This window comes from Devosia sp. MC521 (assembly GCF_014127105.1).
In the GTDB taxonomy this organism is placed as follows: Bacteria; Pseudomonadota; Alphaproteobacteria; order Rhizobiales; family Devosiaceae; genus Devosia.
The window spans coordinates 128,096-151,507 of record NZ_CP059902.1 but is presented as its reverse complement, the minus strand read 5'-3'; the positions used below and the strand labels follow the sequence as shown (position 1 = coordinate 151,507).

At 57.4% G+C, this 23,412-nt stretch carries 26 protein-coding genes; 13 read left to right on the top strand and 13 right to left on the bottom strand.

Going from position 1 to position 23,412, the window contains the following annotated elements:
- Window positions 1-39: 39 nt before the first annotated feature.
- A complete protein-coding gene (locus H4N61_RS00780) occupies window positions 40-441 on the top strand; it encodes a PTS sugar transporter subunit IIA (protein ID WP_169196837.1) in 402 nt (133 codons plus the stop codon).
- A 3-nt stretch (window positions 442-444) separates the two neighbouring features.
- Window positions 445-759, top strand: a complete 315-nt coding sequence (locus tag H4N61_RS00775) for an HPr family phosphocarrier protein (RefSeq protein WP_182394720.1) — start codon at window positions 445-447, stop codon at window positions 757-759.
- Here H4N61_RS00775 and H4N61_RS00770 read toward each other — a convergent pair.
- Complete coding sequence (locus H4N61_RS00770; protein WP_169196839.1) at window positions 756-1,481, bottom strand: SIMPL domain-containing protein; 726 nt, start codon at window positions 1,479-1,481, stop codon at window positions 756-758. The genes H4N61_RS00775 and H4N61_RS00770 overlap by 4 nt on opposite strands.
- An 81-nt stretch (window positions 1,482-1,562) precedes the next feature.
- Between H4N61_RS00770 and H4N61_RS00765 the strand changes: the two genes are divergently transcribed.
- Complete coding sequence (locus tag H4N61_RS00765; protein WP_182394719.1) at window positions 1,563-2,597, top strand: Gfo/Idh/MocA family oxidoreductase; 1,035 nt, start codon at window positions 1,563-1,565, stop codon at window positions 2,595-2,597.
- A 65-nt stretch (window positions 2,598-2,662) separates the two neighbouring features.
- Here the strand turns inward: H4N61_RS00765 and H4N61_RS00760 are convergent, their stop codons facing one another.
- The 5 genes from H4N61_RS00760 to H4N61_RS00740 form a co-directional block, all read right to left on the bottom strand.
- Window positions 2,663-3,490, bottom strand: coding sequence for a dipeptide ABC transporter ATP-binding protein (locus H4N61_RS00760; RefSeq protein ID WP_182394718.1), 828 nt, complete (start codon window positions 3,488-3,490; stop codon window positions 2,663-2,665).
- Complete coding sequence (locus tag H4N61_RS00755) at window positions 3,487-4,335, bottom strand: ABC transporter ATP-binding protein (RefSeq protein WP_182394717.1); 849 nt, start codon at window positions 4,333-4,335, stop codon at window positions 3,487-3,489. The genes H4N61_RS00760 and H4N61_RS00755 overlap by 4 nt, the downstream gene beginning before the upstream one ends.
- Window positions 4,336-4,340: 5 nt before the next feature.
- Entirely contained in the window at window positions 4,341-5,237 is an 897-nt protein-coding gene (locus H4N61_RS00750) for an ABC transporter permease subunit (RefSeq protein WP_169196843.1), read from the bottom strand.
- Window position 5,238: 1 nt separating this feature from the next.
- Entirely contained in the window at window positions 5,239-6,246 is a 1,008-nt protein-coding gene (locus H4N61_RS00745; RefSeq protein ID WP_169196844.1) for an ABC transporter permease subunit, read from the bottom strand.
- A 163-nt stretch (window positions 6,247-6,409) separates the two neighbouring features.
- Complete coding sequence (locus tag H4N61_RS00740; protein ID WP_169196845.1) at window positions 6,410-8,005, bottom strand: ABC transporter substrate-binding protein; 1,596 nt, start codon at window positions 8,003-8,005, stop codon at window positions 6,410-6,412.
- Window positions 8,006-8,461: 456 nt separating this feature from the next.
- Here H4N61_RS00740 and H4N61_RS00735 point away from each other — a divergent pair, with 456 nt between their 5' ends.
- The gene (locus tag H4N61_RS00735; RefSeq protein WP_182394716.1) at window positions 8,462-9,400 is read left to right on the top strand and encodes an aldo/keto reductase; all 939 of its coding nucleotides are present in this window, start codon (window positions 8,462-8,464) and stop codon (window positions 9,398-9,400) included.
- A gap of 129 nt (window positions 9,401-9,529) precedes the next feature.
- Complete coding sequence (locus tag H4N61_RS00730; protein WP_182394715.1) at window positions 9,530-10,711, top strand: ROK family transcriptional regulator; 1,182 nt, start codon at window positions 9,530-9,532, stop codon at window positions 10,709-10,711.
- A gap of 3 nt (window positions 10,712-10,714) precedes the next feature.
- Here H4N61_RS00730 and H4N61_RS00725 read toward each other — a convergent pair whose 3' ends face one another.
- Window positions 10,715-11,020, bottom strand: coding sequence for an HU family DNA-binding protein (locus H4N61_RS00725; protein WP_169196848.1), 306 nt, complete (start codon window positions 11,018-11,020; stop codon window positions 10,715-10,717).
- Between the two features lie 200 nt (window positions 11,021-11,220).
- Here H4N61_RS00725 and rirA point away from each other — a divergent pair, with 200 nt between their 5' ends.
- Both rirA and H4N61_RS00715 read left to right on the top strand, forming a co-directional pair.
- On the top strand, window positions 11,221-11,712 hold the full coding sequence (rirA, locus tag H4N61_RS00720; protein WP_169196849.1) for an iron-responsive transcriptional regulator RirA: 492 nt from the start codon (window positions 11,221-11,223) through the stop codon (window positions 11,710-11,712).
- A gap of 228 nt (window positions 11,713-11,940) precedes the next feature.
- Window positions 11,941-13,755, top strand: coding sequence for an ATP-binding cassette domain-containing protein (locus H4N61_RS00715; RefSeq protein ID WP_182394714.1), 1,815 nt, complete (start codon window positions 11,941-11,943; stop codon window positions 13,753-13,755).
- On the opposite strand, the gene H4N61_RS00710 is transcribed toward H4N61_RS00715, so the two are convergent.
- Entirely contained in the window at window positions 13,752-14,795 is a 1,044-nt protein-coding gene (locus H4N61_RS00710) for a LacI family transcriptional regulator (protein ID WP_248306545.1), read from the bottom strand. The two genes, H4N61_RS00715 and H4N61_RS00710, sit on opposite strands and share 4 nt — an antisense overlap.
- A 495-nt stretch (window positions 14,796-15,290) precedes the next feature.
- Between H4N61_RS00710 and H4N61_RS00705 the strand changes: the two genes are divergently transcribed.
- The gene (locus H4N61_RS00705; RefSeq protein WP_169196851.1) at window positions 15,291-15,506 is read left to right on the top strand and encodes a hypothetical protein; all 216 of its coding nucleotides are present in this window, start codon (window positions 15,291-15,293) and stop codon (window positions 15,504-15,506) included.
- Between the two features lie 48 nt (window positions 15,507-15,554).
- On the opposite strand, the gene H4N61_RS00700 is transcribed toward H4N61_RS00705, so the two are convergent.
- The 4 genes from H4N61_RS00700 to H4N61_RS00685 are packed head-to-tail and all read right to left on the bottom strand — an operon-like array spanning window position 15,555 to window position 17,240.
- Window positions 15,555-15,761: a hypothetical protein gene (locus H4N61_RS00700; RefSeq protein WP_169196852.1), complete on the bottom strand. Its 207-nt coding sequence runs from the start codon at window positions 15,759-15,761 to the stop codon at window positions 15,555-15,557.
- Window positions 15,748-15,897, bottom strand: coding sequence for a hypothetical protein (locus H4N61_RS00695; RefSeq protein WP_169196853.1), 150 nt, complete (start codon window positions 15,895-15,897; stop codon window positions 15,748-15,750). Before H4N61_RS00695 ends, H4N61_RS00700 begins: the two co-directional genes overlap by 14 nt.
- A gap of 52 nt (window positions 15,898-15,949) precedes the next feature.
- The gene (gene phnN, locus H4N61_RS00690) at window positions 15,950-16,516 is read right to left on the bottom strand and encodes a phosphonate metabolism protein/1,5-bisphosphokinase (PRPP-forming) PhnN (protein WP_169196854.1); all 567 of its coding nucleotides are present in this window, start codon (window positions 16,514-16,516) and stop codon (window positions 15,950-15,952) included.
- Between the two features lie 40 nt (window positions 16,517-16,556).
- Window positions 16,557-17,240, bottom strand: coding sequence for a DUF1045 domain-containing protein (locus H4N61_RS00685; protein ID WP_169196855.1), 684 nt, complete (start codon window positions 17,238-17,240; stop codon window positions 16,557-16,559).
- A gap of 132 nt (window positions 17,241-17,372) precedes the next feature.
- On the opposite strand from H4N61_RS00685, the gene H4N61_RS00680 reads away from it, so the two are divergent.
- From H4N61_RS00680 to H4N61_RS00670, 3 genes are all read left to right on the top strand, one after another.
- The gene (locus H4N61_RS00680) at window positions 17,373-18,626 is read left to right on the top strand and encodes a glycerate kinase (protein ID WP_169196856.1); all 1,254 of its coding nucleotides are present in this window, start codon (window positions 17,373-17,375) and stop codon (window positions 18,624-18,626) included.
- Window positions 18,627-18,715: 89 nt separating this feature from the next.
- Window positions 18,716-19,654 carry a Gfo/Idh/MocA family oxidoreductase gene (locus tag H4N61_RS00675; RefSeq protein WP_169196857.1) on the top strand — a complete coding sequence of 313 codons (939 nt, stop codon included), beginning with the start codon at window positions 18,716-18,718 and terminating at the stop codon, window positions 19,652-19,654.
- 484 nt (window positions 19,655-20,138) lie between these two features.
- Window positions 20,139-20,903 (top strand): Crp/Fnr family transcriptional regulator, encoded by a 765-nt coding sequence (locus tag H4N61_RS00670; protein WP_182394713.1) that lies wholly within the window; start codon window positions 20,139-20,141, stop codon window positions 20,901-20,903.
- On the opposite strand, the gene H4N61_RS00665 is transcribed toward H4N61_RS00670, so the two are convergent.
- The gene (locus H4N61_RS00665) at window positions 20,860-21,354 is read right to left on the bottom strand and encodes a response regulator (protein ID WP_182394712.1); all 495 of its coding nucleotides are present in this window, start codon (window positions 21,352-21,354) and stop codon (window positions 20,860-20,862) included. The two genes, H4N61_RS00670 and H4N61_RS00665, sit on opposite strands and share 44 nt — an antisense overlap.
- A 290-nt stretch (window positions 21,355-21,644) precedes the next feature.
- Here H4N61_RS00665 and H4N61_RS00660 point away from each other — a divergent pair, with 290 nt between their 5' ends.
- Together H4N61_RS00660 and H4N61_RS18425 are read left to right on the top strand one after the other, a co-directional pair.
- Entirely contained in the window at window positions 21,645-23,276 is a 1,632-nt protein-coding gene (locus H4N61_RS00660; protein ID WP_349236484.1) for a glucan biosynthesis protein G, read from the top strand.
- On the top strand, window positions 23,273-23,407 hold the full coding sequence (locus H4N61_RS18425) for a hypothetical protein (protein WP_282567609.1): 135 nt from the start codon (window positions 23,273-23,275) through the stop codon (window positions 23,405-23,407). Before H4N61_RS00660 ends, H4N61_RS18425 begins: the two co-directional genes overlap by 4 nt.
- Window positions 23,408-23,412 lie beyond the last annotated feature (5 nt).

Genomic DNA, 23,412 nt, shown 5'->3' with positions numbered 1-23,412 from the left:
CAGGTCATCACGCGAGCAGCCGCCGACTGGGGATTGTCTATGATTGGTTTGGTTCTGGTGACCCACGGGGCACTGGCTGACGAATTTAAGTTGGCCATGGAGCATGTTGTTGGTCCGCAGGAATATATCGAAACGATAGCGATTGGTCCTGAAGACAACGCTGAAACCCGGCGCGAGGACATTCTTTCTGCCATCGACCGCGCCGACACCGGCGCAGGCGTCATCATTCTCACCGACATGTTTGGCGGCACGCCGTCCAATCTGGCGATCTCTGTGATGCAGACGCGCCAAGTGGAAGTGATCGCGGGGGTTAACCTGCCCATGCTGGTGAAGCTGGGCCGCGTGCGGGGCGATTTGCCTGTCGCAGAAGCGGTGGCTCTAGCGCAGGAAGCGGGCCGTAAGTATATTACCGTCGCAAACTCAATCCTCGGCGGATCCTAATCTATGGACGGAACTGGTGGTGCTGGCAGAGCGCTGGCGCAACAACTGACCATCGTGAACCTTAAAGGGTTACACGCGCGGGCTTCCGCACGCTTCGTGCGGACAGCGGAATGCTTTGACGCGACCATCACCGTCATTAAAGACGGCACTTCAGTTGCGGGCGATTCCATTATGGGCCTGATGATGTTGGGGGCTGGACCGGGCTCGAATATTTTGGTGCAGGCCACCGGCAAGCAGGCGCGCGAAGCACTCGAAGCCATTGTCGAGCTGGTCAACAATGGCTTCGATGAGGACGTGGAAGGCGCGTCGCAGGCTTAATTGACCAGCGAATAGGTGATGGTTGTCACCACGCGAACCTTCTTATCAATCTGCTTTTCCGGACGGTCGTTGGGGATTTCGACCGCAGGCAGGATCTCAAACACACCCTGATTGGCGCTTTGGATCGTGCCGACATTGGCGCCGGATTCGGTGGCGAATTGGGCCGCTGTGTCTTTGGCGCGCTGTGTGGCCTCGGTGAGCATTTCACTCTTGAGGTCATTGATGCCGGTAAAGACAAAGCTCGCCCCGGCGCTATAGGCGTCGGCGGAGAACACCACGCCCTGACGCAAGAGATCAGCGACCTCGCGGGAGGCGGCGGCAAGATCTTGCACCTTATCCGTGGTGACGAGCAGATCTTCGGTCAGAACGAAGCGGTATTCATCCTGAATGGAGCCGGCGTTATAGCCCGCAGCGCGATCCTCAACGAGAACGTTCTGGACCTGAATTTCTTCCGCGGCAAAGCCTCGCTCTTCGAGGAAGCGATTGACCGCTGTTTCCGATGTTTCGAGGCTGGTGCGGGCCTGTTCGAGCGTTGCGCCGGTGGCGACGAAACGAATGGGCCAGAAGCCAAGGTTGGCTTCGACGGCGCGTTCCGAAAGCCCCTTCACAGTCACCGTCCGCAAAGGCTGTTTGCTGGTGATGAGGCTATCGCCAACGAGGTAGCCTGCCCCAGCGATGCCAGCGGCGAGGACAACTGCACCCAAGACAATTCCGAAATTCATGCTAATCCCCCTGCGAGCAAAGTGGTATGGCAGATTGCGCCGCGAACATGGCGCAACTAAGGGATAGAAGGAGTGCCCTGAATGGCGGATGAACAGAGGAAAATTGGTCTTGCGCTGATTGGGGCTGGCATGGGGGCCAAACCACACGCGCTGGCGCTCAACTCTCTTAAAGACAAGATTGACGTTGTTGGCGTTTACCGGCGCGATCAGGCGCAGCTCAAAGAATTCTGCGACAGCTATGCCCTGCCCGCAGCGACAGATTTGGATGCGTTGATTGCTGATCCACGGGTGGATGCCGTGTTGCTCGTAACAACACCCAATGCGCGGTTGGAGATTGTCGAGAAGGCGGCCAAGGCAGGCAAGCATATCCTGAGCGAAAAGCCGATTGAGCGGACGCTGGCGGCGGCAGAGGAAATCGTCGCGCTGGCGGACGCGGCTGGGGTAAAACTGGGGATCATCTTCCAGCACCGGTTCCGCGCGGCCTCCAAGGCGCTAACGTCAAAGGTCAAAAGCGGCGAATTGGGCAGGCTGCAGATGGTGCATCTGACCGTGCCGTGGTGGCGGCCACAAGAAGGGTATTACGACAAGCCGGGGCGCGGGACTTTTGCGCAGGATGGCGGGGGCGTGCTGATCACGCAGGCCATTCATGCGCTGGATCTAATGCTCAGTCTGACGGGGCCGGTGAAGTCGGTGAATGCGCTTGTCGCGACGACGGGAATCCACACCATGGAGACCGAGGATTTTGTCAGCGCTGGGCTAGAATTTGAAAGTGGCGCTGGGGGCTCGCTCATGGCCACCACGGCCTGTTATCCCGGCGGGGCGGAAAGCCTAACGCTGGCCTTTGATAAGGCGACAGCGACGCTCTCTGGCGGCACTCTGACACTCTCCTATCATGATGGACGCGTGGAGAGTGTGGGCGAACCGGCGGTCAGCGGCGGAGGCGCCGACCCGATGGCTTTCCCATTTGATTGGCATGCGGCGCAGATCGCCGATTTCGCCGATGCTATTTTGGAGGATCGTCAGCCGGTTTCAACCGGCCATAGCGCGCTGCACGTCCATCGGCTGATCGATGCTCTGATCGCTTCAGGGAAAGCAGGTGCGAAGGTCTCTCTATAAGAAAACAAGAAGGGCCTCCCGCATGATGCGAGAGGCCCTTTTTCAAACTTCGATTTGACGCCGGATTAGGCGGCGGCCTTCTTGCGGGCGAGACGCGCCTTGATGTGATCGACATCGGAGCGCGGGGTCGCGGCAAAGAGGGTCTTGGTGTAGTCGTGCTGTGGGTTGGTGAAGACGTCTTCACGCGTGCCACGCTCAACCACATCACCAAAATACATCACCATCACCTCGTCAGCGATGTAGCGCACGACCGAGAGGTCATGGCTGATGAAGACATAGGTGAGGCCGAACTCTTCCTGAAGATCCTTGAGGAGATTGAGGATCTGCGCCTGAACCGACAGGTCGAGCGCAGAGACGGGCTCGTCTAGAACCAAGAAGCTTGGGTTGAGCATGAGCGCGCGCGCAATAGCGATACGCTGACGCTGACCGCCCGAGAACATGTGCGGGTAGCGGTTGAAGTGTTCTGACTGCAGGCCAACTTTGATCAGCATGGCCATAGCCTTCTCGCGCCGCTCGGCCGCACTCAAACTGGTGTTGAGGAGCAGAGGCTCGGCAAGCACTTCACCGATCTTCTGGCGCGGGTTGAGCGAGCCATAAGGGTTCTGGAAGACGATCTGCACTTTTTGGCGCAGTTCCTTGGAGACGTTCTCGGCCGATACCTCGTGACCGTCGATGAGGATGTCACCAGCGGTTGGTTCGTCGATCAGCGTGATCATGCGGGCAAGAGTGGACTTGCCGCAGCCGCTTTCACCAACCACAGCGAGGGTCTTGCCCTTTTCGAGCGAGAAGGACACGCCCTTGACCGCATGGTTGACCTTGGCCGGGCGGAAGAGGCCACCCGAGGACACGTAATCGCGCTTAAGATCGCGGACTTCGAGGACTGGAGTGCTCATTTGCGAACTCCTGGTGCAGCTTCAAACAGCATGTCGGAAACGGTCGGCAGACGATCGCCAACGGCGTTCTCAGGCAGTGCCGAGAGCAGAGCGCGGGTGTAGTTTGACTGAGGGTTTTCAAAGAGGGAGAGCACGTCGGCTTCTTCCATCTTATGGCCCTTGTACTGGACCACAACACGGTCGGCGGTTTCGGCCACGACACCCATATCGTGGGTGATCATGATCAGCGCCATGCCGGTTTCAGCCTGCAGACGCACGAGCAGATCCAGAATTTGCTTCTGAATGGTCACGTCGAGCGCCGTGGTTGGCTCGTCAGCGATCAGCAGCTTCGGATTACAGGAAATCGCCATCGCAATCATGACGCGCTGGCACTGACCACCCGACATCTGGTGGGGGAAGGCATTGAGCTTGTCTTCCGCATCGCGAATGCCGACGAGGTTCAGCAGTTCCAACGCGCGGGTCCGCGCTGCCCGGCCCGAAAGACCGAGGTGCTTTTGCAGCACTTCGCTGATCTGGAAACCAACCGTGAAGCATGGATTGAGGCTAGCGATAGGCTCCTGAAAGATCATGGCAATGTCCTTGCCAATGATCTTGCGCTTTTCGGCCGCCGACATGGCCAAGAGATTACGACCCGCAAAGGTCATGCTGTCGGCGCTGACATGGGCCGACGCGGGGAGCAGGCCCATGGTCGCGAGCATGGCAACGGATTTCCCCGAACCAGACTCGCCGACGATGGCCAGTACTTCGCGTTCATCGACCGAAATATCGATACCATCGACGGCCTTAAACAGACCATTGGAGGTATCAAAGGCGACAGTGAGATTTTTGATCTCGAGCAGGGACATTGGGGTCAGCTCCGCTTGAGTTTTGGATCGAGAGCGTCACGCAGGCCATCACCCACCAGATTGATCGCCAGAACGGTGATCAGAATGGCCAGACCCGGCAAGGTGACGATCCACGGATCGCTGGAAATGAATTCGCGTGCCTTGGCGAGCATGGTGCCCCATTCAGGGGTTGGTGCCTGCGCACCCATGCCGAGGAAGCCGAGAGCGGCCGCGTCGAGAATGGCATTCGAGAAGCTCAGCGTTGCCTGAACAATCAACGGACCAAGGCAGTTTGGCAGGATGGTCTTGAACATCAGGCGAATGTGGCCTGCGCCTGCCATTTTTGCCGACACCACATATTCACGATCCTTCTCAGCCATGACCGCTGCGCGAACGAGACGCGCAAAGTGCGGCTGCAAGACCAGAGAGATCGCCAGCATCGCATTGAGCAGGCCTGGGCCCAGAATTGCGACCAGCACGAGGGCGAGCAGCAAGGATGGGAAGGCGAGGATAATGTCCATGACGCGCATGATGACGTTATCGACCCAGCCACCGAAATAGCCCGCCAGAACGCCCAGAATAATGCCGACGCTGGCTGCGATGGTGACAACGATCAGGCCGATCGAGAGCGAATAGCGCGCGCCGTGAATGAGGCGCGAGAGGATGTCGCGACCCAGCTCGTCCGTGCCGAGCGGGAATTGCATGGTGCCGCCAGCAAAAGCTGGTGGGACCTTCATGAAAGCGCGGAACTGCTGTTCGGGCGCATAAGGGGCAATCCAAGGCGCAAAGAGTGCAACCAGGATCAGTATTGCGAACACCGCCAAACCAATGACAGCGCCGCGATTGACCGAGAAGTAAAACCAAAACTCAGCGAAAGCGTTCGGCTGCTTAATGGTTGTCGGGGAACTCTGTGTGGCTGCCATATTATTTCACCCTGATACGCGGGTTAATGACGGCATAGAGCACGTCAACGATAAGGTTCACGACCATGACGATACAGGCGATGAGGAAGAGACCAGACTGCACGGCGACATAGTCACGCTTGGAAATGGAATCGATCATCCATTTGCCAATGCCGGGCCAGGAGAAGATGGTTTCGGTGAGGATCGCGCCACCGAGCAGCAAGCCAACCTGCAGGCCGATGGTGGTGATGACCGGGATCATGGCATTGCGCAGGGCGTGGACGTTGACCACGCGACGGCTCGATAGGCCCTTGGCCTTGGCGGTGCGGACATAGTCTTCGCCCAGAACTTCGAGCATGGCCGAACGCGTCTGGCGCGCGATAACCGCAAGCGGGATGGTGCCGAGCACAATGGCGGGCAGAATAAGATGGCGCAGCGCCGAGACGAAGGCCGGCCAATTGCCGTGCAGCAGCGTATCGATGAGCATAAAGCCGGTGATGGGCTTGAGGAAGAAGCTGAGCGCGATGCGGCCAGAGACTGGCGTCCACCCCAAGTAGGCGGAGAAGAACATCATCAGCAGCAGCCCCCACCAGAAGATGGGCATGGAATAGCCAGCGAGCGCGACGCTCATCGAGAGCTGATCAATCCAGGAGCCGCGCTTGACGGCTGCGAGAACACCGAAGGGCACACCAATCACGACGGCGAAGAGCATGGCCATCAGCGCCAGTTCAACCGTTGCCGGGAACAGGGTGAAGAACTCATTCAGCACGGGGCGCTTGGTGGCCAGAGAGACGCCGAAGTCGCCTTGCAGCAGGCCACCGACATAGTTGAAATACTGCTGCCAGATCGGCAGGTTGTAGCCGAACTGCTCCTTGAGGATTTCATATCGCTCAGGGGTGACGCCGTGTTGACCGGCCATGGCCAGGATTGGATCGCCGGGCAGAACGCGGACGAAAGCAAAGGCGCAGATGGAAATGCCGATCAAGGTCGGAATTATCAGCGCTAACTTGCGCAGGATATAGTTCAGCATATGCGGGTTCTCTTGGCCACAGCTTGATGACTCTGCTGATTGGAAAGACCGCTGTTTCCAGCTCAGCTAAGCGTCGGTCAGATAACAAAGCTTTGACGTGGCATGATGCAGAAAGGCTTCGGGGTATTACCCCCGAAGCCCGTTGATAGGTAACGAGGCAGGCTTATTCTGCGACGTCGACGCCCACGAAGGAGTGCGTGCCGAGAGGGCTCATGGTGTAGTTGAGCACCTTTTTATTCATCGGCATAAACACCTTGGAGTGAGCAAGGGTGAGGACTGGTTCTTCCTGCTTGAAGAGAACCTGAGCCTGTTCGTAGAGCGCGGTGCGCTCTGCCTGATCGGTCGTGGCCTTGGCCTTCTGGATCAGAGCTTCGAACTCTTCGTTACACCATGACGCATAGTTGGACACGCCAATTGCCGCGCAGGAGAACAGAGTGCCGAAGAAATTGTCCGGATCGCCATTGTCGCCGCTCCAACCAATCTGGAATGGCCCCTTACGATCTTCCTGCTTGCCGCGTTCGCGGTATTCGGTCCACTCGTAGGAGACGATGTTGGCGGTGACGCCGATCGCAGCCCAGTCAGCCTGAATGAGTTCAGCAACGCGCTGAGCATTCGGGTTGTATGGACGCGAAACAGGCATTGCCCACAGATCGGTGGTCAGGCCGGAGACGCCAGCTTCCTCGAGCAGCTTCTTGGCCGCTTCTGGATCGTAGACGTGATCAACAACCGCGTCGTTATACGACCACATGGTTGGCGGGATGAGGTTCTTAGCAACCTGACCTGCGCCTTCGTAGACAGCGTCTACGATTGCCTGCTTGTCGACAGCCATCGACAGCGCCTTACGCACGTTGACGTTGTCAAACGGTGCTTCGGTGGTGTTGTAAGCCATGTAGCCGATGTTGAGGCCTTCGGCTTCAAGAACGGTCAGCTTGTCATTGCCCTGAAGGGTCGGAATGTCAGCTGGCGCTGGGTATGGCATGATATCGCATTCGCCAGCGATCAGACGCTGAGCGCGCACCGACGCATCGGTGGTGATCGCGAAGATCAGATCGTCAATCGGCTGCTTGCCTGCGAAGTAGTCAGGGAAAGCCTGGTAACGGATGACGGAATCGAGCTGGTAATCAACCAGCTGGAACGGGCCGGTGCCGACGGGCTGGGTCGAGAAGGAGGCCATGTCGCCGGAAGCGGCGAGCTGGTCAGCATATTCCTTCGAGACGACCGATGCGAACTGCATCGCCAAGTTTGCCAGCATTGGCGCATTGGCTTCGTTCAGGGTCAGCTTGACGGTCAGGTCATCGACTTTTTCAAGCGACTTGATCGCGCCAGGCATGTCCATGCCCTGGAAATAGTCCCAAGTCATGCCTGGGAGATATTCGTACCAAGGATTGTCCTGCTTCCACTGGCGCTCGAACGAGAAGATCACGTCGTCAGCGTTCATGTCGCGGGTCGGGGTGAAATATGGCTGGGTGTGGAACTTCACGCCCGGACGGAGCTTGAACGTGTACTCAAGACCATCAGCCGAAATTTCCCACGACTCGGCCAATCCAGGCACGACTTCGGTGCTGCCGGGAGCGAACTCAACCAGGCGGTCGTAAATGGTGTGCGCCGAGGCGTCGAAATCGTTACCACCGGTCTGCGGACCAGGGTCAAAGTGCGAAGGCGAGGCTTCCGAGCAGTAGACCAATTGCTTAGCCTGCGCCGTGCCGACGACAACAGCCGTCATGGCCGTCGCGACCATCAGGGTTTTCATCAATTTCATGAGAGCGTCTCCCGGGGAGTGGACGTCCGATGGTACAATCAAAGGACATTGCCATAAAAAACCTCAGAATAAACCCAAGTGCAACGCCAATTACTGACCAATTGGTCAAATCTGCATTTGCACGAAAATTGCAACGACACTTAATCGCTTAAACGCCTGATATTGCGGTCTAAATCCCCAATAATCACGTGTGCGTTACTGTCGTAAAAATCACAGGCATTCCCGCGCCTGCTACCACTTGTCACAGCCCTTTGGCCCGTTTCCAAACACGCAATTGCGTCTGGGGACGAGTCATCGTGATCGATCGTCTTGCTGCGCAATGACCCTTGTGACCGATAAGCTTGCGGCAGCGCCTTGCCACGACAGAAATTATCATGACACATACGCGCCAACTATCTGAAAGCAGGATAGACAAAACGCTGGTGGACTGAGCCTCAAGTCCAACGGGAGGGCAGCATGAGTGCGCGTGACTTAGGCCGCAGCGGCATTTCTATTATGCCACTGGTTTTAGGCAGCAATGTTTTTGGGTGGACCGTCGATGAGGCCACCGCCTTTTCAATATTAGATGCCTTTGTCGATGCGGGGTTTTCCGCCATCGACACCGCAGAAGGCTATCCCAATTGGGTGCCGGGCAATCCGCCAGGCCTGAGCGAGACCATTATTGGCAAGTGGCTCAGCGCAAGAGGTGGACGCGACCAGATCCATCTTTTCACCAAGGTCAATTCGGCCCGCCAGCCGGGCGGTTTGAAGCGCGATGCTATTATGGCAGGGGTTGAGGCGTCGCTGCAGCGCCTGCAGACCGACTATATTGACCTCTACTTTAGCCATTGGCCCGATGCGGACACGCCTCACGATGAAACGCTGGAGGCCTATGATCGCCTGATTGGGGCGGGCAAAGTGCGCACCATTGGTGCGTCCAACTATTCCAGAGACATGTTTGCGGACGCCGAAGAGCGCGCAAAGTCCCTCGCCGTTCCACGCTATGAAGTGTGTCAGACGCGTTACAATCTTTATGACCGCGCTGAGTTTGAAGGACTGCGCCCCTATCTGCTGGAGCGCAATGTGGGCGCTGTGGTCTATTATGGGCTGGCGGCGGGATTTTTGACCGGAAAGTATCGCAAGGCATCCGATTTCGGCCAATCCGCTCGCGGCGGCGGCATGGCTCAGTATCTCAATGACAAGGGATTGGCGGTTTTGGCGGCGCTCGATCAAGTGGCGGCAGAACAAGACGCGACACCCGCCGAAGTCGCGATTGCCTGGCTCGTCGCCCAGCCCCGAGTGACTGCTCCTATAGCATCGGCGACAACAATTAGGCAGCTCGCCAGCCTCGTCCGCGGCGCAACACTGACGTTAACAACAGATCAACACCAGCTCCTTGATAAAGCAGGGCAATGATGGCCTTGCGGCCAAAGCTCTGCTTTGCGAGGATGGCAAACTTTCATTACGAATCAGTATTTTACAGAAATAACTCCATATCCAATTTGATAGACGCTGGGTGTTTCTGTCGCTTCCGCGAGCTCATTTATGTTTAAATCGCAGCAACACACTCGTGACGTTTTTGCTCCGGCCAAGCTCGGAATGCGTCACAACACTCTGCGCAAGGCCAATTCCAAAACGGTCATGCGCGCTATTGGGTTTAACCCAGGGGTTTCTAACGCTGGGATTTCACGCATTTCAGGGCTCGCCCCGCAAACTGTCTCGGCCATTCTGCTCGACTTGGAAGACAATGGCCTAATCATGCGGGGGGACGCTGTACGCGGCAAGCGTGGGCAACCGGCCACCCCTATTTCGCTCCATCCCCATGGGGGATTGGCGATTGGGGTTGAGATTAGCTGGACCCGCGCCGAGGTGCTGCTGCTCAACCTGCATGCCGAGGTGGTGCAGAGCCATTCTCTGACCTACGCCTATCCCGATGCGCATAGCCTGCTCGATTGGATTGGCGAGCGCATTAAGGAAACCCTCGGGGCGCTGCCGCCGCAACGGCGAAAGAAAGTGCTCGATGTTGGCCTCGCGATCCCCGCCGATTTGGGTGGGGGGATGAGCGAGCTTTATGCACCGGAAGAGCAAATCGCGCTCTGGCGCGAGATCAACCCCAAGGCTGAGCTGGCGCGCAAAACCCCTTTGGACATAACGGTCTTTAATGACGGCAATGCTGCGTGCTGGAGCGAACTGATCGCGCTGTCGACGCCACGCCCGGCCAGCATTGTCTACCTGCTCGCCAGCGACTTTCTCGCCGCCGGCATTGTCGGGGATGGCGAACTTTGGGAAGGCCCGACGGGACATGGTGCCGATTTAGGCTCGATGCTCGTGCATCCAGAAGGCGGCGGACCACTTGAGGCCCACTATACCGCCTCGCTTCTGGCTTTGCGCAAAACCATTGGTGGCAATGAGATTTTTGCACCCTTCCCGCCTGAGTGGACCGGTGAAGGATATGAAGAGCAGCTCAACACCTGGATCGCCGCCAGCGCGCGCGCCATGGCGAGCGTCATCTTCAACACGGTGACCGTGTTGGAAACGCCTTTGGTGATCATTGATAGCTCACTCAGCCGCGAACTGAGCCAGAGACTGGCAACCGAGGTACAAACATGTCTCGAGAGCCTGCCGGTTCGTCGCTTTGTACCGCCGCGCGTCAGCGCAGGCAAAAACGGCGCCCTTGCTTCCGCAATAGGCGCCGCTGAACTGGCTCTCTATAGACGATATTTCTAAGAGTTAGGATTTCTCACCGGCAAGATCATCCAACGCGTCGCGCAAGCGCGCGCTCGGAATAAACACGACTGTCTGGTGGGGAGCAATTGGATGCTCAACCCCCGTGCGCGGATTGCGACCAACGCGCTCGGCACGCGAACGCACCTGCAGCGTACCGAAGCCGGTCAACTTGACGGTCTCGCCAATGCTGAGCTCTTCACCCACGATTTCAAGAAGGCGATCAACCAAAGTGCTGGCGTCCTGACGGGAGCAACCCGTTGCTTGGACAGCGCGATCGCTGAGCAGAGCTCGCGTAACCGTCTTTTCCACTCATACCTCCTAAGGCATTTAAGTTCCTGTTACGAATATAAACGTGCGTGACGGCATTTTGGTTGCGTTAAAAAAGCCCTATCAGTGGTTTTTTATCCTGACGAACCCGCTCAACAAATGTTGACATTTCTTAGAATGGTTATAATCTGGGTGGAGTGTTACACCTCGACGCCAGAGGTAGACCCTAAGGAAGACCATCCGTGAGACTTACCCGCCAATCCAACTACGCCATTCGCACACTCGTTTACTGTGCGGTTAACGAGCCAGGCCTCAGTAGGGTTGCAGAAATAGCTCGTGCATATGGAATTTCTGAGCTGTTCCTGTTCAAACTGATCAAGCCATTGGTCGAAGCAGGACTGCTGCAGACCGTGCGCGGTCGTCACGGCGGCATTAAGCTGGGCAAACCAGCGGATCAAATCACCCTGCTGCAGACCATTCGTCTGACCGAAGAAAATTTCGCACTGGCGGAATGCTTCGAGGAAGGCGCGGATTGCCCGCTGATCGGCGAATGCGATCTCAATGGCGCATTGCGGGAAGCCCTTGGCGCCTTCTTTGACGTTTTGGACAAGCACACAATCGCCAACCTGGCAGCGCGTAAACGCTCTATTCGCGAACGACTTGGCCTTTCAACGACAGAGGCTGTGAACGCCACGGAAGACGGCGAAATCGTCAACGCTATTCCGGCGGAATGATCTGAAAATCAAATATGAGTTTGACAATCATGTTTATGCATGGTTGATTGGGGGCATGGCGCTCCCCCTTGGGGCCTTGGGGCAGCGCCAAAATGACGGGGCTTGCTGCTGCCGTCTCCTCGGCCGGTTAGGATCCTCAACGTCCTGACCGGCCTTTTCCTTTTTAGCGTGATTGATTAGCCATCGGCCCTGTGGTCTATGCGCGATTGAACAATACCGGACGACACAATGGCCCAGCCTCCCCTTCTCTCGCTTCAGGACATCTCCCTCACTTTTGGCGGTACGCAACTGCTAGAAAGTGCAGAGCTGATTGTGTCCCCAGGCCAGAGGATCGCGCTTGTCGGCCGCAATGGTTCGGGCAAGTCGACACTCTTGAAAATCGCAGCGGGTCTTATTCAGCACGACGGCGGCAAGCGCTTTGCAGAGCCAAGCGCCACCATTCGCTATTTGGCGCAGGAGCCGGACCTCAAAGGTTATGCGACGACGCTGGCTTATGTTGAAGCTGGTCTTGCGCCGGGCGATGATTCCTATCGCGCGCAATATTTGCTCGATGCGCTCGGCATGACCGGCCAAGAAGACCCCAGCACGCTGTCCGGGGGCGAAGGCCGTCGCGCCGCGCTTGCGCGCGTCTTGGCACCCCAGCCCGATGTGCTGCTGCTGGACGAACCAACCAACCATTTGGACCTGCCAGTGATCGAATGGCTGCAGGATGAGTTGAGCTCAATGCGCTCGGCCCTCGTCTTGATCAGCCACGACCGTCGTTTCCTTTCGGACCTCACCCGCTCCACTGTTTGGCTTGACCGTGGTCTCACGCGCCGCATTGAAAAGGGCTTTTCGGCCTTTGAAGGCTGGCGCGACGAAGTGCTCGAAAACGAAGAAAAAGAGCGTCACAAGCTCGACCGCCAGATTGTCCGCGAAGAGCATTGGCTGCGCTATGGCGTGACCGCGCGCCGCAAGCGCAATGTGGGTCGCCTTGAACGCCTCTCCGGCCTGCGCCAGGATCGTCGCGATCAGCGCAAGGTGCAGGGCAGCGTGACCCTGGCCGTGAGCGAAGGCCGCACCTCTGGCGCTTTGGTTGCCGAAGCCGACATGGTGAGCAAGAGCTTTGGCGAGCGCACGGTAGTGCGAGAGTTCTCGACACGCGTTCTGCGTGGTGATCGCGTGGGTATTGTTGGGCCGAATGGCGCGGGCAAGACGACGCTGATCAAAATGCTGACCGGCTTGCTTGAGCCTGATACCGGCACGATCAAACTTGGCTCCGCCATTGAGCTGGCAATGCTCGATCAGGGCCGCGCCAAGCTCGAGCCCGAAACGCGTCTGCGCGATGCGCTGACCGGCGGCGGCAGCGACACCATCCATATCAATGGCGAACCCAAGCACGTGGTTGGCTATATGAAAGACTTTCTGTTCACCCCGGAACAGGCCAATACGCCAATCGGCAAGCTCTCGGGTGGCGAACGCGCCCGCGTTGCCCTAGCGCGTGCGTTGTCCCTGCCCTCAAACTTCCTCGTGCTCGACGAACCGACCAACGATCTCGATCTCGAAACGCTCGATCTCTTAGAAGAAATGGTTTCGGACTATGCCGGGACCGTGGTGGTTGTGAGCCACGACCGTGACTTCCTCGATCGCGTCGCCACCTCCGTCATTATGGCCGAGGGTAACGGCGACTGGACTGAATATGCCGGTGGCTATTCGGACATGGTCAGTCAGCGCGGCGCAGGGGTTTCAGCCCGCGTCGTCGAAAAAGCGTCCAAGGCCGAAAAGCGCAAGGCTGAAGCCGCAGCCGCAGCTGCCCAGCCCGCCAAGCGCAAGATGAGCTTTAAGGAAAAGCACGCGCTCGAAACCTTGCCCAAGGATATCGAAAAGCTCGACGCTGAGATCAAAGCAGTCAATGCGAAGCTCGCTGACGCCAATTTCTACGTGCGCGACCCAAATGGTTTTGCCAGCCAGACCAACGCCCTAGCAGCGCTGGAAACCAAGAAGGCCAAGGCCGAAGAGCAATGGCTGGAGCTTGAAATGCTGCGCGAGGAAATCGAAGGCTAAAGCCAGGGAATACGCAGCTCTTGCAGATGCGTCAGGTTCTCCTGCTCCCCGTTGATACGGCGCAGGAGGATCTGACCGAGCTCGCGACCCGCGTGGACAAAGTCCTCCGGCACGGTTTCGGCCTGCGGCTGGAACTGCATAAACATGAATGAGGACTGCTTGGTGACGACGTGAACGTCATCGCCAAGCGTGTGGCCGGCGTCGGTCAATCCACCAATAATGGCAAGCGCTGAGAGCTCAGAAGCGCAAACATAGCCATCGGGTGGGTTCGGGCGCTGCGCACGCTTGATAATATAGCTGCGCATGGCATCGGAATGACTGCTCAGGTTCACGTCAGCCGCGAACTCAGCCTCGATACCGGCTTCTTGAGCGCCGCGCAGAACACCGGATTTAAGGTGTTCAGTATAGGTCAGCGCACTGTCTGGAAGGACGATCGACACCTTTTTACAGCCCTTCGCCGCCAAGCGCTTGGTGGCGTGATAGGCATAGGCCTCGTTGTCGAAATCGACGAAGGGGTGAGGCTCGGAAAAGGCGCTGCGGCCGTGGACGGCAAAGGGGAAGTTCTCCTCCATTAGGTAGCGAATGCGCTCATCGTTGGGCTCTGCCCGCGAAAAGATCACCCCGTCGGCCATACGGTTGCGCACGATATGCTGCACCGGAACGATCGGATCGACATTGCGGAATAAAGGCGTGATGACGAGATGATAGGGCGTGTCGCGCAAGGCTTCAGTAATGCCTGAAACCAAGTTTGTGCCGAAACCATAAATGGTCTCTTCCGGCTCCAAAATCAGCGCGACGACATTGGTACGCCCCGTCTTCAAACGAAGTGCTGCCCGGTCTGGCAGATAGCCAATTTCGGCAGCAATTTTTTGCACGCGCTCGCGCGTATCCTGCGCCAACTCTGGGGCATTGTTGAGCGCCCGCGAAATGGTGGTGACGGCCAGGCCAGTCATTTCGGCGATGGTTTTGAGTGTCGGTTTGCCGCTGGGCTTTACGCCGCGCTTGCTGCGAGCAACTGGCGCTTGGTCGTCATCTGACACGAAATGAACCTCTTAATGGTCGAACAGCAATGGACATTGCGGCGGACGCTGAGAACACCAGATTGTGACCAAGCGCGCAAGCAATCTGATGGAGCTGACGCGTTGTTGAGGCCGAATCCCTCAGTAATCTCATTGCTTTGGTATGGTTTTTTATGTTTTTGGCCATATCCGCACAAAGCAGTACTAGGAAAATTAATAGGCCTAGCCTAAATTGCCTTCACTGCGCCGCATTAGCGGACGATAGCCGTGTCCAACACTCGCTAGGAGAGGAACGACGATGCCGACATCGATGACCTTCACTATCCGCGCCGTGTTTACGACCGTAGTAACCTGCAAACATGTAGCCAAACGCTGGCAAGGGTCCTGTCGCTCGAAACGAATGTGATCATCCGTCACACACTCGTCTCAAACCTTCGATAGAACCCGCGTAGCTTGTCTTGGTGCAGATCTTTTGATCATGCGCCGGGGAAACGGCACGCAGGTGGAGATTCCACAATGCAGGAAAATAGTCTTTCAAGAGCCGTTCGGCTCAAGCCAATCGTTATAGAGGTTTCTGGTGAACCGCAGGGCGTTGTCGTGCCGGTTTCAGAAGGCTTCAAGTTTGTCGCGGTGAAGCTACCCGCCTTCGCTATCGATGGGCATTTGTTCCCAACGGTCGAATTGGCACGTAGCGCGGCGGTTAAGGCTGTGAGTGAAGGCCTGAACGCATAAAGGCCGGTGGCTTGGCCACCGGCTCAATGAGCATTCGGCATTACTAGATCAATCGTCGTTCGTTGCGTTGAGTTCGCCGGGCGATTTGCCGTCCAAGCTCGGCTTGGTGGGCGCAATCGCGTCTTCAACCGCTTCTGCCAGTGCGTTGACGTCTATGCGGTTAGCACCCGACTTCGCCTGCCGATCAATTTCGGTATCGATTGCCGATGCAATCATTTCATGGCGGTCGTCGTAACGTGGGTTAGCCGTTTCCATCGATCGAAATCCCCTGTTCATCAACGCGAACCTCGATACCTGGACGGGCTTGCTCTTGTTGGTAGGTGTAAATTCCAAAGCCAACCAAGGCGATAAGCAAAAGCGCAACGAGAAAATATAGGCCGTTCCGGGACACCGCAGACTCCTTGTCCAAACCAGCCCGGTTAACGCAAGACAGCGCGATAGGTTCACTCGCCGGCGATTTGGCGGAGTGACATGAGAAACGCGTGGATGCCGATACTGATAGAATTTGAATTATCAATGACAATTGGCGTGACATCAGCCGGTAAGCGCGTGCCAACGCGAGCGAGACGCGCCACGATTTGATCGCGATGTTCACGACCCTGCTTGGCGAGCCGGTCAGCGCGCAGTGATATCTCCGCAGAAATTTGCACAATTCGGCACATGGGATAACGCGCAATGGCCTGCGGCACCGCGTGGCGGGAAATCGAGCACACGACGACGCGCCCCAAGGCAAGGTCTGTGTCAACGCTGATGGGGAGGCCGTAGCTCAGATCATGAGCAGGCCATGTGAGGGCGAAACGGCCCGCTTGTTCGGCAGCGTAGAAATCCTCGGGATCCATGCCGGTGTAGTCGTCGCGCTCAGCGTCCGCTGGCCGAGACACAACACGGCGCACAAAGCTAAAGCGCCGATCTTCCTTCAGCGCTTTGCGTGCGCCAGCAATGAGCGTGTCTTTGCCAACGCCCGACGGCCCAATGACAAGCACCAAAACGCCGGGAGGACGATGGTTCAAGGGTGTTTCCCTCCGCTGTTGGTTGAGGCGCGAGACACCATCAGCCGGTGAACTCGCAATCGGTATGACGCCGGAAGGCTAGGCCATTATCGGGCTCAATAAAGATCGACATGCGGTCGAGCCGCATAGGGGTGGCCAGCACAGGAGCGAACCATTGTTCCGCCGCCACCGCCATTTCCTCAAGCTCATCGGACGGGAGACGGTCGCTCAGGGTCATGTGGAATTTGAATTGATCGAGCACATGGGGATAGCCATAGCGATCAAGCAGTTCGACATGGACTGGCGAAAGACCCGGTAGGCGGCGCGCTCTGTCGCGCGCGGTCAGCGGCGCGCGAAAGGGCTCGAAATGCTCAACCAGTTCCGCAGCGAATTCCTGAGCAGCGGTCGGATTGACCGGCGTTAGAGCCAAAACGCCAAAATGGTTTGAGACCCTGAGAGGTCCAAGATCAATGGCCTCCCGGTTGTCGCAAAACGCGGCCAGAGCGTCGCGCAGTTGCGTTTCGCTTTTACCTTCGGCCAAAGCCATAGGCGCTTTGATGGTGGCGTGAAACCCATATCGACCGGCAGATTGGGTGACGTTGAGAAGGCGATCGCGCGGGATACCTGCCACTGCGCCATCATAGAGACTGCCATTGGCGGCATCGCGCCCTAACCAAATCGCAGCACGCTCCCACAGCGGGGAGGTCACGGCCGGGGCGTAATACAGTGCGAATCTTTGCGCCATCGAAACTCCTTGCGGCGCAATATTGCACCTATGTGACCGGGCTTTGACAAGTCGAATGCACTGGTCGAATATTTCGCGCAGTATTCGACCAACACTTTCCCTTCTGTCCTTCGATTTAAAAAGTTATCCCCCATGCACCGTGCCTTGCTTAACGCCCTGTTCGATGAGGCTGTCGCCAAAGCGCAGCCGGAACTGGCGGTGACCCGCTTTTTGCCCGCTCAGCCCAAGGGGCGCACTTTGGTGATTGGGGCCGGAAAGGCTTCAGCGCAAATGGCGGCAGCGCTGGAGAAGGCTTGGACGGGACCAATCGAAGGTTTGGTGGTGACCCGTTATGGCTATGGGCAAGCCTGTGAACGCATCGAGATTGTTGAGGCGGCGCATCCCGTGCCGGATGCAGCAGGGCTCGCAGCGGCCAAGCGGATTGTCGATATGGTGGCTGGCCTGAGCGCGGATGATTTGGTGATCGCGCTGATTTCCGGCGGCGGTTCCTCGCTCCTCCCGGCCCCAGCGGAGGGGCTGAGCTTTGAAGACGAGCAAGAAATCAATCGGCAGCTGCTGGCATCAGGGGCGCCGATCGGGGTGATGAATTTGGTGCGCAATCAGTTCTCGACCATAAAAGGCGGGCGACTTGCACAGGCAGCCTATCCAGCAAAAGTGGTCACGCTTGTCGTCTCGGATGTGCCGGGTGATGATCCGGCGCTCGTTGCCTCAGGGCCGACGCTCCCCCTCAAAGGCACCCGAGCCGATGCGCGTCGGCTCGTGGAGCTGTATCGGCTCGACCTCCCGGCGGCAGCGACAACGCTTTTGGCGTCGGACGAGAATCTAGCACCACAACCGGACGAGGCAGTTTTTGCGCGCAACACCAGCGCTACCATTGCGTCTGCCGCATTATCACTTGAGGCTGCGGCGGCATTGGCGCGACAGCGCGGGGTAGAAAGCGCAATTTTGTCCGACGCCATTGAAGGTGAGGCGCGCGAGGTGGCGCGGGTTCATGCAGCACTGGCCAAAGAAGTCGCGGTGCGCAATCGGCCATTTAATAAGCCGGTGATTTTGCTCTCCGGCGGGGAGACTACTGTCACTCTGCGCGGCAAGGGCCGCGGCGGACGGAATGGCGAGTTCCTGCTCTCGCTGGCGATTGAACTTGATGGCGTTGCAGGCGTCACGGCCTTGGCGGCGGATACGGACGGTATCGACGGCTCCGAGGACAATGCCGGGGCATTTGTCGACGGAACCAGCGCCAGCCGCATGCGCGCGGCGGGCATCGATCCTCTGGCCTATCTCGCCAATAACGACGCCTATACGGCCTTTGAAGCCATAGGCGATTTGTTCGTCACCGGGCCAACGGGCACCAATGTGAATGATTTCCGCGCCATCCTTATTCGATAGGCAAAGAAAATCATACTTTTGCTGATTTTTGCTTGGCAGGGTGTGCGGACCTCTGCTCTATAGCCAGCGCTGCTGAGAGGAGTTTCATTATGGGCAAGCGCAAGATCGCCGTTATCGGTGTGGGGAAGATTGCAATCGATCAGCATTTGCCGGTGATCGACGCATCCGAAGACTTTGAACTTGCCGCAACCGTATCCTCACGCGGCGTTTCCCATAACGGATTGCCGGTGTTCCGCACGGCAGCCGAGCTCTATGCCGCCATGCCCGAAATTGGCCTGGTCTCGATTTGCACGCCACCGGGCGTTCGCCACACGCTGGTGCGCGAAGCGCTCGACGCGGGCAAAGACGTGATGATGGAAAAGCCGCCGACCACGACGATTTCCGAGCTTGATGATCTCATCGCCCACGCTAAGCGGCTCGATCGCGTGTTGTTTCAAACCTGGCACAGCCAATACAATGCTGCCGTTGATCGGACCAAAGCGCTGTTGGCGGAGCAGGGCGTAAAGTCCGTGCGCATCGATTGGCGCGAAAGCGTGCGCAAGTGGCACCCTGGTCAGGATTGGGTTTGGGAGCCAGGCGGGTTTGGTGTCTGCGATCCGGGCATCAATGCCTTTTCGATTTTCACCAAGATCATGCCCTTCCCCGTGTTCGTCGAGAGCGCCAACCTCACCTTCCCGGCCAATAAGATGACCCCTGTCGATGTTGAAATCGGCTTCAAATCGGGCCAAGCGCACAAGCCTGCGCTGAGCGCTGGGTTCAATTGGCTCGAAGAGAGCGGTGAGATTTGGACGGTCCATGTCGTTACTGGCACTGGCAATGACATCAAGCTTGAAGGCGGCGGGCGACGATTGATCGTCAATGGCCAGTTGATCTTGGAGCATGGCGACGCTGAGTATGCCGGAATTTATGATCGCTTTGCTGATCTGTTGGATCAGCACGAAAGCGATGTCGACGCGGCCCCGCTGCGCCTGATGTCCGACGTGTTCCTGCTCGGCGCAAGAACAAACGGCCCCGCGTTCTCGTGGTAAAAGTTATACGCATCCAATCCTGGTAGAAATTCCAATTTCCACCCTGTCAGACACTTAAGCCAGCGCGCCAATTCAACTTGGCGCGCGATGACTTAATCTACCCAAACAGCAGGAACTACTCCCACTGATTGCCGTTGTTTCTCAGCGCATTGGCGCTGAAACAACAAGCGAAAGTGAGAGCATGGTACTGCGTTTACCCTCCCACCGAGACGGCTTGGCGCAAGATGTCGCCAACTTCTGCCACGATGCGGAACGCTTTGCAGCGTCTGTGGCGCGGAACCGCGCGGCCTGCGGATCGCTCCCACAACTGACATCGCACACCTGCACGCCCACTTTTAAAGCACCTGCCTCACCAGCCCCTTGGGAAGGGATGGGCCGGTAGCGCAGGACCCTCACGCCAACGCAGCATGTGATCGCTCGTTAGGCCTTGCCACTTAGACAATCAGGGACTGGATCAACACGCGAAAGTCCCGGAAGGATTAGCATGATGGGGCTCTCCGCCTCTGAGATTAACACCCGCCCGAAAGATCCCCCGCTCTTTCGTCGTTTTACCAGCACCGGCCTTTTGGACCGCACTGATACTCTGGCTTTAGCGCAACTGCCGTGGAGCAAGCAGAGTCTTGCCCCTCACGACAGGTTTGAAGACAATCAGTCCTTTAGCATTGTCGCAGCGGGCATTCTTTGCCGCGAGAACCGCACCCCGGAAGGGCGTCGGCAGCTGTTGGGCATGATCCTGCCCGGAGATGTGTGTAATTATAGCCTTGTCACCGGCCTCAAGCCGATGACAACACAGGTGGCGATGGTGCGCTCGACGGTGTTGACCACAGACCTCGACCGACTGACGGCGCTGATAGAGCTACGCCCCCGGATCCTCTCAGCGCTTCTCGCACACTTAACAATTGATAATGCGATGACCGAGGAACTGGTGTTGTCGCTCGGCTGCCGCAGCGCGCTCGAGCGGATGGCGCATTTCCTCTGCGAGATCGACTATCGCCTCGGGCGCATGGGCCTGTCAGAGAACCACCAGTTCACCTTCAGCCTGACCCAAGCAGAGCTGGGGCACTATCTTGGCTTGTCCGCCGTGCATGTGAACCGGACACTGCAAGAATTGCGACGACGCAAATTGATCTCAACGCAAGGATCGCGCGTGGCACTCACTGATATTGGCGGATTGAAAGCGGTTGGCGGGTTTTCACCCGCCTATCTCACAGGAACTCCTGCGTTTGCTCATCGGCTTGGCGCCGCATAGCCTCGGTCCAGATACGCACAACCCGCATATGCGGGTTGTCGTCTAACCCCAAAGCCTTCACGGCCCGCTCACTCTTGAGCTCAATAGGGTTGTTATCGTCTGGGTACACTGTGAGGAGCGCCGCAACAGAATCAACCACAGCGCTGGCTTCCACCGGGCGCACGAGGGCTTTTTGAACCCGGGCATGCGCATTTGCATGGCGCGAGAGTGTTATGATCGGCGTGCCAGAAGACGCCAACTGGGTGACAAAATGCTCGCCCTCATCTCCGGGAAGATCGGAACTGATAACCGCACAGTCTATCCCGCGCCGTCCGATCAGATGTCTGGCACAGAATACTGTCGGAGCAGGCCCAAGGACCACTGCTCCCTCTGCCTGGAAGGCATCTCTTAGAGTGATTGCTAGTGTTTGATCATCCTCAACAATCAGGATGCGCTTACCGTTAGTTCTCATAGGCCTACCATCGATTATTGCGACTTAATCGTCGGCGGGCTTTTCGGTTGCATAATCAAACATTCTAGGTGTGCACAACTATAGGCACACAGCCGATGCACCACGATCGATTGAAACAACTGGCCGTAAAAAAATCACGGGCTAACTGGGTTGGTGCACCATCATTTCGCCCCAAATCAAGCGCGTTACACGGCCCCAGTTTTGGTCGCAACGGCGCGCCATGGGCCATGCGTTTTACGCATAACACCCATGACTCAACTTTATGGCCTTGGCGACGTTCCTTTTAATTGATGGATAACGGGCAGACGCCGACCGCGCCGAAGATGAAGATTCAAACGCCCCACACAATTTCACGACGCTCCCTCCTCCAAGGGGTGATCGCCTCCGCTGTTTTGCTATCATCCACAAGCCTTACTCCCGCTGTAGCTGCAGATGGGACGGATAGCTTCGCATTTAATTATGACAGTTTCTCTGCGCGCATGCGCGATGTGGCCGCTGCACCCTATGCGCCACCAAAGCTGATCTCATCCGCCTTTTATGAAGGGCTGGATTATGATGGTCATCGCCGCGTGCAGTTTAATACCAAACGCGCTGTTTGGGCCGAGCAGGACCATGGCTATCAGGTTCATGTCTTCCCGCCGGGCTGGCTGTTTAAAGAGACGGTGAGCCTGTTCGAGGTGAATGACGGGCAAGCGCGCCCAATGAATTTCACCGGCGCGGACTTCAACTTCTATTTTGACGAAGACCAGAAGAGCCAAGCCGAGAATGCTGAGTTCCCGGGCGTAGCAGGCTTCCGGCTCAATCATCCGATCAATGATAAGGACCGTGCCGACGAGCTGGTCTCTTTCCTTGGCGCGAGCTATTTCCGCGCCCTCGGCCGCGACAATATCTATGGCTTGAGTGCCCGTGGCTTGCTGATCAATTCCTGGCGCGATGGACCAGAGGAATTTCCGCGCTTTAGCGAGTTCTATCTCGAACGCCCGCAGAACTCGGACAGCATCACCATATACGCGGCCCTCGAAAGCCAAAGCGTTGCCGGAGCTTATCGCTTTATCATCCGCCCCGCGGGCGAAAATCGGCAAGAGACCGTGATGGAAGTGACCGCGCGGCTCTACTTCCGCGCCGATATTGCCGAGTTGGGCATTGCGCCTTTAACATCGATGTTCTTGTTTGGCGCGGCCAACCACATCAGCTTTGATGACTATCGCCCGCAGGTCCATGACAGCACCGGCCTATTGGTTGAACCATCCGACGGCACAGTCATCTGGCGGCCGCTGAACAACACCAAAACTTTGGGCAATACCTATCTCGCGGACAAGGCTATTCGCTCCTTTGGCCTCTATCAGCGCGGTCGCGACTTTGAAACCTATCAAGATGCTGGCGCCCATTATGAGCGCCGCCCTTCACTCAAGGTTGAGCCCATCAGCAATTGGGGCGAAGGCACTATTCGCCTAATCGAGATCCCCGCTCGCTATGAAGCGGACGACAATATTGGCGCCTTCTGGATCCCCGCTGGCGCCATTACCGCCGGGAGCTCGCGCGAGTTTAGCTATCGCCTCACTTGGGGTGATCTGAACGCCGAAGAGCACTCAACTCTGGCCTATGTCGCGGAGACGCGCGCAGGCATGGGCGGCGTTTCTGGCGTTGAAAACGCGACGGCCCTTAGGAAATTTGTGATCGACTTCGCAGGCGGTCGCCTTCCCGATCTGGAACCAGACACGGAATTTAACGTTCTGGTTACGAACTCAGCGGGGAGCATAGTTTCGACTACTTTTTCTCGCATCGATGCCAATGAACATTGGCGTCTTGTCATAGACATCGACACCGCGGACCAACCGCTGATCGAGCTTAAAGCCAGCATAGCGCTCGGAAATGAGCCGATTACGGAAACGTGGATCTACCAGTGGCGAGGAATAGAATGAAACGACACGCTTTTTCTTCAAATTTCGGCCTACCCGATGCCCCCATGGCGATGCCAAAGCAGCGCCTCGAACGCGATCGCTCTCTGGTCAATGTTCTGGTTGACCTGTTTCTCGGTCGGCAGCGCGGCTGATAGGT

What these genes read in the sequence shown, in the direction of transcription:
- H4N61_RS00780 (WP_169196837.1), top strand. Translation starts at nt 40, where the DNA reads ATGATTGGTTTGGTTCTGGTGACCCACGGGGCACTGGCTGACGAATTT.
- H4N61_RS00775 (WP_182394720.1), top strand. Translation starts at nt 445, where the DNA reads ATGGACGGAACTGGTGGTGCTGGCAGAGCGCTGGCGCAACAACTGACC.
- H4N61_RS00770 (WP_169196839.1), bottom strand. Translation starts at nt 1,481, where the DNA reads ATGAATTTCGGAATTGTCTTGGGTGCAGTTGTCCTCGCCGCTGGCATC.
- H4N61_RS00765 (WP_182394719.1), top strand. Translation starts at nt 1,563, where the DNA reads ATGGCGGATGAACAGAGGAAAATTGGTCTTGCGCTGATTGGGGCTGGC.
- H4N61_RS00760 (WP_182394718.1), bottom strand. Translation starts at nt 3,490, where the DNA reads ATGAGCACTCCAGTCCTCGAAGTCCGCGATCTTAAGCGCGATTACGTG.
- H4N61_RS00755 (WP_182394717.1), bottom strand. Translation starts at nt 4,335, where the DNA reads ATGTCCCTGCTCGAGATCAAAAATCTCACTGTCGCCTTTGATACCTCC.
- H4N61_RS00750 (WP_169196843.1), bottom strand. Translation starts at nt 5,237, where the DNA reads ATGGCAGCCACACAGAGTTCCCCGACAACCATTAAGCAGCCGAACGCT.
- H4N61_RS00745 (WP_169196844.1), bottom strand. Translation starts at nt 6,246, where the DNA reads ATGCTGAACTATATCCTGCGCAAGTTAGCGCTGATAATTCCGACCTTG.
- H4N61_RS00740 (WP_169196845.1), bottom strand. Translation starts at nt 8,005, where the DNA reads ATGAAATTGATGAAAACCCTGATGGTCGCGACGGCCATGACGGCTGTT.
- H4N61_RS00735 (WP_182394716.1), top strand. Translation starts at nt 8,462, where the DNA reads ATGAGTGCGCGTGACTTAGGCCGCAGCGGCATTTCTATTATGCCACTG.
- H4N61_RS00730 (WP_182394715.1), top strand. Translation starts at nt 9,530, where the DNA reads ATGTTTAAATCGCAGCAACACACTCGTGACGTTTTTGCTCCGGCCAAG.
- H4N61_RS00715 (WP_182394714.1), top strand. Translation starts at nt 11,941, where the DNA reads ATGGCCCAGCCTCCCCTTCTCTCGCTTCAGGACATCTCCCTCACTTTT.
- H4N61_RS00705 (WP_169196851.1), top strand. Translation starts at nt 15,291, where the DNA reads ATGCAGGAAAATAGTCTTTCAAGAGCCGTTCGGCTCAAGCCAATCGTT.
- H4N61_RS00700 (WP_169196852.1), bottom strand. Translation starts at nt 15,761, where the DNA reads ATGGAAACGGCTAACCCACGTTACGACGACCGCCATGAAATGATTGCA.
- H4N61_RS00685 (WP_169196855.1), bottom strand. Translation starts at nt 17,240, where the DNA reads ATGGCGCAAAGATTCGCACTGTATTACGCCCCGGCCGTGACCTCCCCG.
- H4N61_RS00680 (WP_169196856.1), top strand. Translation starts at nt 17,373, where the DNA reads ATGCACCGTGCCTTGCTTAACGCCCTGTTCGATGAGGCTGTCGCCAAA.
- H4N61_RS00675 (WP_169196857.1), top strand. Translation starts at nt 18,716, where the DNA reads ATGGGCAAGCGCAAGATCGCCGTTATCGGTGTGGGGAAGATTGCAATC.
- H4N61_RS00670 (WP_182394713.1), top strand. Translation starts at nt 20,139, where the DNA reads ATGATGGGGCTCTCCGCCTCTGAGATTAACACCCGCCCGAAAGATCCC.
- H4N61_RS00665 (WP_182394712.1), bottom strand. Translation starts at nt 21,354, where the DNA reads ATGAGAACTAACGGTAAGCGCATCCTGATTGTTGAGGATGATCAAACA.
- H4N61_RS00660 (WP_349236484.1), top strand. Translation starts at nt 21,645, where the DNA reads ATGGATAACGGGCAGACGCCGACCGCGCCGAAGATGAAGATTCAAACG.
- H4N61_RS18425 (WP_282567609.1), top strand. Translation starts at nt 23,273, where the DNA reads ATGAAACGACACGCTTTTTCTTCAAATTTCGGCCTACCCGATGCCCCC.